Genomic DNA, 12,420 nt, shown 5'->3' with positions numbered 1-12,420 from the left:
GATAATCTTTTTCAGATTCAATCAATAATTGAACCGCTCTTTCTCTGATTTCAGGGGCATATTTTAATTTTGTCATCGGGATAGTCTCTCAGAATATTGACTCTCCGACAAACCCGGTACGGTTCACATATAGGATGCTGACACATGATGACCAAAAAGCAATTCATGACCCTTGTTGAACAGCGATATGGATATGACGCGAATAACTGGCAATCCATTAAAGATAAAACGCCTCCTTTATTTTCTAAAGTTTTTACGATGGGAAAAGATGAAGAAGGGCATTTCACCCATATCAATAATGAATTTCTTGATGGTGATGAAGAAATGTTAATGGATTTAGGTGTGACCCACTGGCAGCCAGCTAAGTAATTTTGAATAAGGATTTAAACCAATGCCAAACGTAAACAAAGTAACTGTAATGGGTGTACTAGGCCGTGACCCTGAAACTAAGCAATTCTCCAACGGTGGCAGCATTACGACATTCAATGTGGCAACGTCCGAGTTCTGGAAGGACAAGACTACAGGGGAGCGTAAAGAGGCCACAGAATGGCACAGAATCACCACCAGCAACCGATTGGCCGAGATTGCTAGTAAGTACCTCAAGAAAGGCGGTAAGGTGTATATCGAAGGCTCATTGCGTACAAGGAAGTGGAAAGACAGTAAAGGAACGGATCGGGAAGTAACCGAGATTCGAGCCGATGAGCTGCAATTGCTTTAATCGAAGCTCCCTAAATATGGGGAGCTTTTTTTATTGGCTGAATGGTCAGGATGACCATGCAGATTCAACTATCACGGAAATCGTGACAATAGAATAAACAGCTTTAGATCGGTGCAGTCTAATTAGGCGAAAACGCTTCTTTCATAGGGTTTGTTTCGCAAATGCTGCTTTATACCAAAAACGAGCTTTAGATTGCTTTAGATCGGCACAGTCTAATTAGATAAAAATGCTTCTTTCATAGGGTGAGTTTCACAAAATCATAAATGGAGTGATTACACCCCCTGTTTTGTCGTTCTACGTCGTACAAGAAAAGAAGAAATTAGCTCTACGGTACACCGTTGATTTACCTTGACAGCACCCCACCAAAAACACCCTAAAAACTATGTAAAAGCCTTATCAGATAAGCATTACATCTATTTTATTAAAATTGCATTTCGTCTAGGTACGTCTAGCAAGATATTGCAGGACAAGGCTTTTATATTTGTTGGACAAGGTACTGATAAAAGCACCTATAAAAATGCACTCAATGCCAAGCCATACAAGGCATACGGCGTTTTAATCAGATATGCAGTTTGTCATGCTACGTCCAACAAGAAATATGGTTTTGTCCTGCTACGTCCTGCTAAATTTTGCTTTACAGGATAATTCTCGAAAATGCTTCTTTGCCAATTACAGCAAGGCATACAGGGATTTAATAACTTTGATTCTGTACAGCTACGTAAAGCAAGAATCCTAAAATTATTCTTTACGGCGTTTAATTGAATTACCTTGATAGGCCACCAGCAGACCTGCTTAGATTAACAAACATATTATTCTTATCAACTGGTTCTACGATCAATCCCAAGTCTGCAGCGACCTGTTGAGCATATTCACCGATTTTGTAGAAATCAGTGTTCTCTACTATGCCTGTATCTACCTTGCTTTTTAATGAAGATAGCATTTCATTCAAAGTGCTTATCACGTCATAAAGCTTATGTGAGCTTACTTCATCGCTAATAATGGCATCATCCTTGGTGGACAAATCGCCCAAATAGTAGGATGAGTATTTAAATAAGTCTAAGACTAATATTGCCGTATTATTGAATAAGGTAAGGAATCTTGAATTCTCTGCACTTTCTAAATATTCCTTGAACACTCGCTCTATGGAGCCCTCAAATTGATTCATTACATTTAAAAGAATAGGCTCATATCTATCCTGCTGATCAGATCCGATCATATTTGCCCAACCGCATACTTGGTATTCGTCCCAGCATGTAAGGGATACTAGGTGCATAAATCCTTCCCAGTCATTCTTAAAGCTGCTTTTAGTAAGTAAATTTGGGCTTATTTTAAGTAATTGCTGGTATCCAAAAACATGGCAAAACTCATGAAATAAAGTATGAAGGAAATCGCTCATTACCCTATTCACATCCTCTTGAGAAACAGGTTCGGTATATTCTGTTAAAAAGTACTCCAGTCCAAGATATCTGCAGTTCACGACAATGTAATTTCGACTGTAATCCCTATCAATGTGAGTAAGTGTCATTGCAACTCCCACCGCAGCGCCACTAGACGGAGTGAGATGGTCATTAAAGGATTTTAATTCTTGTAGGTACTCTTCATCTCCTATTGCAAAGGAAAGACCTTCTAGAGTTGAGATATCAATAAGTTTCGAAAGTTCAAAAATAGATTTATTAAAAAATGGACTGAGTTGATCTACTAATGATTGATCAAATCCAATTAGCTTGAAACTAAATCCTTCCTTTAAAGAACTCTTATTTTCCATTTTTCTATTTACTCTTTGGTAGTGAGGGAAGTATCTAATTAATAAGGATCAGTCTAAGATTTGAGCCTTGAAAATTATCTCGAGATTCTTTTTTTATTAATATCGAGTAGATTATTGAACCCTATCAAGCAAAGCTTTCAAAGTAGTAATAGGCTCAGAAGCTACTCCTTTAGCAGAATAAAAAGACCCTTCTCTATATCCATCCGATATGGTTGATACACGATATTTAGCATTTTTCGCCTGCACTAACTGTTGCAGGTAATCGACTGGAATTATCGCTAGCGCCGTAGTATTGGATAGACGCCCCTGTCTGCTCACTTTATTAGAAAGAATATCAACATTAAACTCAGTTATATTTCCATCAATATTGAAGGCTACAGACTTAATATTCGTTGCTGCATCGCCATAAAAAATAGATAACCCTACATTTTCTGGCGCAGTGCTTGTCCATGTGCCCCCGAATGAAACAAAACTTAGAGCTGTTTTCTTATTATCTACCCATGTGCCATACGGTTTCACAAAACATATAGTTTCATTATTAAAGCCACTCACCTTGCATTCAGGCTCATATTTATTTTTAGCTTCAACCTGTACGGCGAACATTAATAAACAAATTACTAATATTTTTTTCATGTGAATACCCTCTTATAAATAAACACAAGATACTAATTCCCTGTCGAAAAAGAAACCAACTCACGCTGATTTCTTACTCATCTTCTTATAAGCCTCATCAATAAACCGGTTATCCAGATCAAAGATGACTGCGTTGAAAATATATCGCTCTACTGGTAGCTCGTATTGCTCGCAATAGGCATTTAAGTCGGCAATGCCCAATGCTAACGGTGTGCCTTGCTCATATCTGCGTGAGCGTGAAATAACATTGTAGGCTTCAATTAAGGCATTGGCTGTATAGCTATACTCAGGCTTTTTAACTTCTTCTGGTGGTTTTCTGCCTGTCGCTTCAGCTATTGCTCGCTGCTTTTGGTTGTACTCGCCCGCTTCTTCTTCGCTAGCAAACTGGAGGTAGTTGTAGAGTCCTCGGACTTTCCCAATACTTCATCTCGATAGCTATTTGCTTCGGCTTGAATCTGGTCAGACTGTGCTTTCACAAATGCCCAGATTGCTACACCAATGTCGCCCATGTTGAGAAGCTTGGTTGCGTTTTCAGGCGTGCATTCCGGTTCAATTTCCTTGCCACCTTCAACAAAGACCACACCTTTCCAGTCAGCCACCAGATGACATGCAGCAGCTTCTAATAAAAGCTCATGATAAAGCTTATCATCACTACCCGCAGTCGCCACATCATAGCCCTTCGATGACAACTGATTCTGTGCGCGTTCAACCGCCACCCGATATGCCTTGTAGTCAGAGCCGCGAATCTTAAATTCAGCTAAAACATTCCCTTCGCCATCTTTATATTCTTTCCAAAGCGCGACTTCTTTGCTTTGTTGAATTGCTACTTTTAAGGTCATCTTCATCTTCCTTTTATTGCATTAGCTAACGGATATCCTTGGCGCAGATTTCTTTGAATACCTCGATCTACACCAGAATCGATTTTTTGATCTAATATTTTCCCTATAGTGACCATTAATTCACCATCCTGATTTGTCGAAGTTTCAACTTTCTCAGAAGAGTAATTATTGATAACCACTTTAGGTTGAATGACAGCTTTTCCACCAGAGCCACCCGAATTAATCGCATTCACAGCACCCATGCCAACACGGTGAGTATCTCTAGCAGCATTAATGCCAGCTACACCACCATTCGCATAACTACCATTCTTGATAGATTTTCTCAGCCCTTCAAAACCTTGCGGACCACCAATGGCCATCATCTCTTCTTTAGTAAGAACACCTTCCCACTTATGAACGATACCTGCCGGTTCATATTTACCGCCATAACCAGTGAACCCTCCTTCAGCAAAGCCTTTAGGGGTAGCAGCCTGAATCAATGAAACAAATGTTCCAGATTGTAAAGTTGCTGCTGCAGCTGCAATAGCCTTTTGATACCAAGTTCCTGGCTCATTCGCATAAGCATCAGATGCGGACTTCCAGACGTTCATGCCTGCCTGAGCAAGAGCGAATGCCTGTTGTGCAGCATATAAAGCTCGATATGCCGATGAGGACTCACCCAACATTGCGCCAAACATACCCGAGAGCGCGCCTGTCACTTGCTGACCATAGCCAAGCTGAAGGCTATACGATGATGCTTGATAATCCGACTCAATAGCCGTCATTCGATCATGGTGTGCCTGCCAAATTGCTTCACGTTGTGCCGCAAGTTCCTCCATGTTGGCATTAGGGTCTTGAGCAGCTTGTTCAACTTGACCAATTTGCGTATCAAACACCTGTTGAGAAGCGTCATATCGGCTGAACCTCTGCTGCTCTAAACTATACTGGTCGCCAGTACCATTCATTTCGGCTTGTATGCCACCCCATTGCTGAACTGCGCTATTTAGGCGCTTGCGGTTTTCTTCCTCTTGCAAAGCCTTGCTTAAAGCAATTTCACGCTGTTTCTGCTCTTGGCTTAACTTGGAGTTTAGAAGAATCTGCTCACGCTCCAAGCGATAGCGCTCTTGTATGGCTGCGGTTTCAGACATCAGGTTTTCGCGTAGCTGGAATAAGCGAGTTTCGTAAGCAAGCTTCATTAATGCCTGCTCTTGCTTCAATTGCTCATCAAGCAAAGCAACTGCTTTATCTCGCTGCTCTTTGGTTAGCTCTAAATCACGAGAAGCATAGAATTTTCGCTCATTAAAACTATCCTCCAATAGTTGTGATTCGGTCTTTCTGAAAGACTCATAATCATCTAGCTTGGTTTTTAAAGCGTATTCAGCAATTGCAATATCATTGTCAGCTCGAGCTTGGTATTCAGCAGTAAGGCGCTTGGTTTCTTCTGGTGAGAAGCCAGCCTTGTTGATTTCCTCAATATCCTTTTGAAGTTGAGTTTCAATGCGCTTTCTTTCAGTCGCTACCGCCATTTGCAGTTGCAGCTGTGAGTTCGCTTGTTGCTCTGCCTGCCTCTCAATATCCTGATGTGACTTTAGGGTTCCGTCACTAGCTCCGCCTTTCACTTCACCCATCATGGAAGGAGATTGGTGCAATAACTTGAGCACCACACCATCCTCAAAAGTAACCGTGCTGTAATAGCCACCGCCTTTTGAGTCGTAAGCTGTTTTTATATCTTTGACAGCAACTTTCGTGGTAATTGGCGTGCCGACAGGCATTGCAAAATCAATACCCTTATGAAAAGAAGAAGCGCCTTTCGTGGGTGCTTTTCTATTTCCATAGTCAGAAGAAACTCGGTAATTTGAAAGCGATTTACCTCCCGCCTCCAACCTAGCCAAATGCTCTTTTGATACTTTTTGCCCATCCCGCGAACCACCATAACGGACATCAAGGTGCGCACCAGTACCGATGCCTGAATTTCCAGAAATACCGATTAGTCTTTGGCCTAGCTTTAGTTGCTTCTCTTTCTCTTGAGTGACCTTTTTCTCAGCAGCATTTCTGGATTCAATAACCTTTTTGTTTTGCTCCTCAATGCTATTGATTTTCAGCAAATATTGAACTTGCTCTACAGTAATCGACTTGCCTTCTTTTTGAAGTTTTAACGCATATTCCGAGATTAAGTTAATTTGTTCCGCGTTATAACCTTGAGCCAGCATTGCTTTGGTTAAGCTTGCATTAAACTCACGATCAAACAAAGACTTCTTAAATTTAGCTTGAGCTTTGGCTGCTTTTTCCGCTGCGGTGTCATTCTTATTTAGCTCATCAGTGTTTTTTGCAACCTGAACTGCTGCATTCTGAAATAGGTTTCCAGCTAGCTTGACCACCTTGCCTAATGCGCTAAGTGCTCGCTGCGATTCTCCTGCTTTTTCTGCATTCTCGTTATACTGAAAAACTTGTTTCTTCAGTTGGTCATACAGATCCGTCGGGATGTCCATTTGATTAAGGCGTTTTATAGCCTCGTCATAACTAATCACACCATTGCGAGCGTCTTCAGTTACTTTTCGAGCCGCCTCATTCTCCACGGATACTGCGCGGATAGAAAACAGTACCGCATCTACTGATTCTTTAGATTTTGCTAAGGTTTCATTTTGCGCATTAAACGCTGCTGTCAAATCACGGACTGCTGAAATCTTATCATTGCCTGATAGCTTTCTAAGTTCTGCATCTGTTTCTTGCGCAATTTTACCCTGCTCTTCAAGTTTTGCATTGGCTTCGGCTGTGCGGCTTTTTAAGTACATATAACCAGCAGCCAAAGCGGTCACGCCTATTGTTAGCGCACCGATTGGGCCACCAACCAAAGCAAGCATTCTTGTGCCAATTGCTCGACTTGCATTAAGTGCATTTTGAGCTGCTGTATTTGTCGCTATAGCTGCTGTGGTTTGATTCAATGCAATACGATGTGCAATTTCAGCTTGAGTTAATCGCACTGTTGCTGCTGCACGTGCCGTTCTTGTGGTTGCGCTATTTAACTCTTGTCGCGCTAAACCAATTTCGGATATGGCTTGAGCTGCAATTTGTCGCGTTCTTTGCACTTCGAGTGCTGCCAATTGAACTTGAGATTGCAATACCGCTGCATCTGCTGCGCGACGTGCTACCGATGCCGTAATTGAACCTTGAATGGCAACTGTTTGGGCTAGTATGGTTTTGGTTAGTAAGGCCACACCGCCAATTACCGCAATATTTGCAATTGTGCTTAAATTATTAGCAAGCCCACTGATTGCGGCTGACAATCCTGCTGCTGCGCCACTCCCCGCACCTGCTGCACCGACAAATTTAGTGACTTCATTGGATAACTGCGTAAATGATTGAGCAATTGTAAAATCTGTTTTATTGAACAGGTCATCAATATATGGCTTGGCTTTGCTTAGTGCCTTAACAAGCTCATCACCTGTAATTTTACCCTCAGCCGCCATTGCCCGAAGTGAGCCAACATTGGTATCCATTCCCATTGCGATTGCTTTTAAAAGACCCGGGGCTTGTTCGGCAATTGAGTTGAACTCTTCACCACGCAATACACCTGATGCTAACGCCTGACCGAACTGCATCAAAGCTGCTTCTGCGCTGGCTGCACTACCACCCGACACAGAAATAGCCTTTGATACGGTTTCGGTTAATGCTGCTGTTTGCTTCATGCTGATACCAAGACGATCTGCGTTATCCGCAAAGCGTTGGTAAACCATTGCTACAGAATCCCAAGAAGATGCTGTTTTTTGAGCGATAGCAAATGTATCATTCATTGCTGTGTTCAGTTCAGCCTGCGAATCGGTTACAAGCTTTAAGCGGTTCTGCATACCTGTATAGGCATCCATCTTGGAGATAGCAGCACCAACAGTCACAACGCCAGCCATCTGTCCCACAAGCTGACGAATCCCGACTGACACTGCATCCATTGACTTAGTCGCATATTCACCATGTGTAGTGATGCCTTGCAGCTCTTGTCTGACCCTTTGTGCTGTTTTTTCAGCGCCTCTAGAGTCAATGACAATTCTTAATTTAGATTCTTGAATCATTTAGCCCCCTCACCCATTTCTGAGTTCAGGCTAAATGCTGAAGTAACGACCCAACTAAGAATTTCTAAGCCCAAATTGCCCATAAGAAATAGCTTCAAAGCATTCTCAGGCGAATAATTTACCTCTACCACTTCACCATTCTCTTTAAAGGAGATGTTCTCCCAGTCTGTAACCAGGTGATGACTGACTATCTCTGCAAACTGGTTAAAAAAGTCTGCAGTTGAGAGGTCTCGGCTTAAAAGGGTTAAATTAACCATAGCCAATGAATATTCTGGATTGTTTAGGGACTTAATTTTGAATCGTGCATTAGGTTGTGAATCCGGGGCTTCAAAAACTAGCCATTTACTATGAGAGGTATTGCTCATGCTGCCACCTCATCACGTTCAGCTTTTTTAGCTTCTAACCATGATTCCAGTTCTTTCATATCAATAAAAACTGGAGATTGTTTTGAGTCGCCTAATTTAATTGGCTTTGGGAAGGAAGGGTCTTTAAGTTGTAATTTTCGTAAGCCATCACGAGAAAGGCTTAATAGCTTACAAACTTCATTGAGTCGTTTTAACATTGCTTACATCCTTTTGCATTTACTTGGGATGTACTCAATTATTCACATATTATTATTGTGCATAAGGACGCAAAATTATTTCGCGCCCCCTCTTTTAAAGTAAGTTTTTGAATATTTAAGCATTATATTTAGTTCATCTTCATTTAATTTATCGAAAACCATGGTTCTCTTTAAGTTTTCAATAAATCTAGGTGAGTAAACTGTACTATTTTTCTGCCAGGTTAACTGATCCAGAAAAGGCATTTCCCATATTTCAAAATCTAGATAGTCGCTACTACTAATAATATCTAAATACAACTTTTGAACACGGTAAATTGAGGAAAGAAATACAGGGTATTGATCTACATATTGAGTAACTCCCAGCTTCCCTACGACTAACCCGATATGGGCCACGCTTTTAAACTCGGACCATGCTTGTTCAATTTGCCTAATACCTACTCTTTCAACTCCCCAATTTTCTGGGTCTTTTTGGGTAATCTCTAAATAGAAGTAATAAGCTTTCTGTAGACTTGGCTCTATTCCACTTATTTTCATTCTAATCATGGCTAATAATAAGTGTCCTGCAACAAAGGCAGGTTTTAAAATATAACCCTTGTTTGGGGAGCGGTATTGATGTGCCAGGGGGGTAATGAGGGCCATTACTTCAGCATGATCTTTAAAAATTTTGGCTAAATTTATATCTTTAGACTCATCAAAAACACCTTCCAATATTTGCTTGGAGTAATATTGATTTCTTTTTGTGGCATCACTCGGATAAATTAGATAAGACGCTATCCTACTACTCACTGCATTATAAAAACACACCGAGCTAAACATTTGCATTTTCATAACTTTTCTATCATCCAGCCGCCATAAGCTGCTTATTATTTCCTAGATCTATTATATACCTGGTATCTGGTTTTATGAGGTTCTAAAGAAGGGTTTTGTTGGGTTTGAACCTTATCATTTCCTAACGGGTACGCCGTATTAATGTCAGGTTTTGTAAGGTTCTAATACTCACTATCACTATTCTTAGTGAGTTATCCAGGATGAACCGGACGGCGAAAAATGTCAGAAACGCACAGCAAATATGTCAGAAACGGACGGTTAAAAACCCCAAAATATGTCAGAAACGCACAATAAAACGTGTCAGAAACGCACAGTAGGAAATGTCAGAAACGGACAGTTTCCGGCTGTGTAACGGTAGACATGAGTATTTATTGATCTAATTTTCAGGCATTAAAAAAGCCCACTATTGTGAGCCTTTCTTTTTCTTCATATCTTCATTCAATTGTTCTTTAACCCATCCGCTAAAATCATCCAGTTTATTAGCATGGGCCAATAGATCGGCATCGTGTGAATTCTCAGTATTGAAGCTGACTAGCTTTTGCTTGCGCTTTTTCTCATAGCGAGTTTTGGGCGTGTCGTTAGGCTTGTTCATGCAATGGCCTGTATATCACTCCCGATATGCGGGCTTTTTTTATTGAATAAATGCTTCTTCCATAGGGTTTGTTTCACAAAAGCATTTCTTTCATAGGATTGTTTCGCAAATTGAAGAAATGTGGTGATTACATGCCGTCCTAATCTCAGGTTTTATCAGGTTTAATCGTTGGGTTTTGCTGGGTTCTAATTTCAAGTTTTATCAAGTTCAAAGGTTGGGTTTTGTGAGGTTCAATCTATCAGTGACGGCTAACCAGTCGGGGGGAGCTGATAAGTTGAGGGATGACATAAAGCGGATACCACTCCCAACCGCACCAGCAAAAAATTCGTTTGAGTTAAAATAATGTTAAAGCAGATACAATCAATATCATTATTTTAGAGCCTAAATAATTAAGCAAATGTATGGTGTTTTATGTCGAAAGGTAGCGTGGAAAATTACAGCTTTATAAGCATTAAGCAGCTTAATCTAAAAAGTTTATTCAGTGCTGACCACCTGAAAAAGTATAAAAACATCAGCATCACCGCAAGCAACGACTACGGTAGTTTTAACCTGAGCTTAACTCATTCACCTTGCAACTACGGCGGTGTAAGATTTTGGTTTTTATGCTCATGCGGTAAACGCTGTACCAAACTATATTTTAGATGCAGTACGTACGCTTGCAGACAATGCCAGCAACTCAATTACATGTCACAACAATGGAGTAAGTCAGATATACCTCTACTACGTGTCAGACAGCTAAGGAGTCGCTTGCAATGGTCACAGGACCTTAGGGAGTGGCCGATATATCAAAAGCCTAAAAACATGCACTACAGAAAATTTGCCGCACTTGTACGAGAGCTGGAAAAAAGAGAGCAGGAACGGCTACAAATGTTTATTGTCTATTTAAATCGGATGGGCATTAGGTGAATGTCAGGTTGTGACCTTAGGATTACTTAGGATTTACGCGGTCTATAACCATGGGTTTTGATAAGTCCGAACCTTATCATTTCTTAACAAACGCAGCGTTTTAAATGTCAACAGGTACGCCGTTTTGAATACTAAGTTTTACTAAGTTTACTTTTTTCAAAGCATTCCGAAAAACTGAAGTTTTCTATAGTGGACCAGCGGAAAATTGCGTTGGTTAATGAACTACGAAACTTTCGTACGGTCACACAGTGTGGGTATGGTCAAAATGACCACCCCGATACAGGATTTCCTGTACCGATACCGATAGCGGAATTCCGCTATCGCTATGCCCATGCTCAAAAGTGAGCAACGGTATTCACTGAGCGAAAAATTGCGTTCACCCTTAAAAACAATCAGTTCCTAAAAAAATGGGAGCTGCAAAGATTTTTGCACGTGACTATCAGGTACTCACAAAGATAACCCCAACTTTGGAGGCATCTCTTAATTACATTTAAAGTGTAGTAGCGGATCAGGTACAACCGCCAATAGTGGACGGATCGGAAACATTTACCCCATTGGGGGATATATCCAAACTTGGGAGCATTTCAAATGCGACCAAGTGAGTACCTTAAAGTCACTCAGTCAACAAACACGCGCACGAGGGATGTGCGGAAATGTGGTTTTAAGGCTTAAAATCCCAATAGAATTACAGCATGATTATTCGGGCGGTTTACTTCTGCAAATAGCCTGAACATAGGACTACCCCCCATTGGGGGATATGCTCAAATTTGAGCGCATCTAAACAACCTAGCTACTTAATCAACCACTTGGACGACTAAGTTAATTTAGGATTACGTTATCGTTTCGGCAACCACCGAAACCCATGCAAGTGACTAGCTCAAAGATAGTCAGTGAATAACTGAGTTACTTAAAGTCACTCAGTCAATATGCTCAAAATATCGGGCTACCTGAGCCACTAAATAGAGGAGCAGCTTTAAATACTCTATTCCGCTTCAATTAAATGATGGGAGCGAAAAAACACAGCAAGCCGCTATACCGTCAGACAATAATCAATAAAAACGCGCGGGCGCGCGAGGCAGGGCCGATATTATCGGGGATGCCTGAAGCTATACCGATACCCAAAATATGGGCATCCCCACTGGAGAACTTGATCCACCACTTAGATGGTCAAGTGACTATCTTAAAGATGGTTAGTGAGTAGCTTAAAGATACTCACAAATTCCAACATGCCTAAAGAACCTGAGCCACTAAAAGAAGTGCAGCATAAGACCGTCAAAAATAACGAGCTTTACCTCAAAGGATAAGATTCTAAATCTACCCCCCACCCGAGCCACAAATAAGAGGAGCAGATCGAATATTTAGTTTTTGCGCTCCACTAAAAAGAGGAAGCCAAAAAGTGCCTAGTGATGTAAGCGTCCGCTGAACCCCATGCCTATTTTTTAATTTGAGTTGGATTTCCAGCGATGTGGTAGTAATTCTTCTATTTGGGTCGCTTTATGCGTCGGCAGCCTTTTCAGCACATCACTGAGATAGG

Annotated in this window: 12 protein-coding genes; 3 read left to right on the top strand and 9 right to left on the bottom strand. The window is 41.1% G+C overall.

The features are described from left to right. The first annotated feature begins 144 nt into the window (after positions 1-144). The 3 genes from FTT84_RS14810 (at position 145) to FTT84_RS14800 (ending at position 1,363) form a co-directional block, all read left to right on the top strand. Complete coding sequence (locus FTT84_RS14810) at positions 145-369, top strand: hypothetical protein (RefSeq protein WP_180081614.1); 225 nt, start codon at positions 145-147, stop codon at positions 367-369. A 22-nt stretch (positions 370-391) separates the two neighbouring features. After that, positions 392-718 (top strand): single-stranded DNA-binding protein, encoded by a 327-nt coding sequence (ssb, locus tag FTT84_RS14805; RefSeq protein ID WP_180081616.1) that lies wholly within the window; start codon positions 392-394, stop codon positions 716-718. 348 nt (positions 719-1,066) lie between these two features. Next, positions 1,067-1,363 (top strand): hypothetical protein, encoded by a 297-nt coding sequence (locus FTT84_RS14800; RefSeq protein ID WP_180081618.1) that lies wholly within the window; start codon positions 1,067-1,069, stop codon positions 1,361-1,363. A gap of 118 nt (positions 1,364-1,481) precedes the next feature. On the opposite strand, the gene FTT84_RS14795 is transcribed toward FTT84_RS14800, so the two are convergent. From FTT84_RS14795 to FTT84_RS14755, 9 genes are all read right to left on the bottom strand, one after another. Continuing rightward, entirely contained in the window at positions 1,482-2,483 is a 1,002-nt protein-coding gene (locus FTT84_RS14795; protein ID WP_180081620.1) for a hypothetical protein, read from the bottom strand. A gap of 111 nt (positions 2,484-2,594) precedes the next feature. Beyond that, positions 2,595-3,116, bottom strand: a complete 522-nt coding sequence (locus FTT84_RS14790; protein WP_180081622.1) for a hypothetical protein — start codon at positions 3,114-3,116, stop codon at positions 2,595-2,597. A gap of 332 nt (positions 3,117-3,448) precedes the next feature. Then, on the bottom strand, positions 3,449-3,955 hold the full coding sequence (locus FTT84_RS14785; RefSeq protein ID WP_180081624.1) for a hypothetical protein: 507 nt from the start codon (positions 3,953-3,955) through the stop codon (positions 3,449-3,451). Positions 3,956-3,957: 2 nt separating this feature from the next. Next, complete coding sequence (locus FTT84_RS14780) at positions 3,958-7,998, bottom strand: tape measure protein (RefSeq protein ID WP_180081626.1); 4,041 nt, start codon at positions 7,996-7,998, stop codon at positions 3,958-3,960. Further along, positions 7,995-8,363, bottom strand: a complete 369-nt coding sequence (locus FTT84_RS14775) for a hypothetical protein (protein WP_180081628.1) — start codon at positions 8,361-8,363, stop codon at positions 7,995-7,997. The genes FTT84_RS14780 and FTT84_RS14775 overlap by 4 nt, the downstream gene beginning before the upstream one ends. Continuing rightward, complete coding sequence (locus tag FTT84_RS14770) at positions 8,360-8,560, bottom strand: AlpA family transcriptional regulator (protein WP_180081630.1); 201 nt, start codon at positions 8,558-8,560, stop codon at positions 8,360-8,362. Before FTT84_RS14770 ends, FTT84_RS14775 begins: the two co-directional genes overlap by 4 nt. A 75-nt stretch (positions 8,561-8,635) precedes the next feature. Beyond that, positions 8,636-9,388, bottom strand: coding sequence for a hypothetical protein (locus FTT84_RS14765; protein ID WP_180081631.1), 753 nt, complete (start codon positions 9,386-9,388; stop codon positions 8,636-8,638). 403 nt (positions 9,389-9,791) lie between these two features. After that, complete coding sequence (locus tag FTT84_RS14760; protein ID WP_180081633.1) at positions 9,792-9,980, bottom strand: hypothetical protein; 189 nt, start codon at positions 9,978-9,980, stop codon at positions 9,792-9,794. A gap of 2,345 nt (positions 9,981-12,325) precedes the next feature. Beyond that, a partial coding sequence (locus FTT84_RS14755) for a transposase domain-containing protein (RefSeq protein ID WP_136143756.1) occupies positions 12,326-12,420 on the bottom strand: 95 nt, incomplete at its 5' end.

The sequence above is a fragment of the Acinetobacter sp. YH01019 genome (assembly GCF_013420285.1).
GTDB lineage: Bacteria > Pseudomonadota > Gammaproteobacteria > Pseudomonadales > Moraxellaceae > Acinetobacter > Acinetobacter gandensis.
The sequence above is the reverse complement of the archived record's forward strand: the minus strand, read 5'-3'. Positions and strand labels throughout refer to the sequence as shown.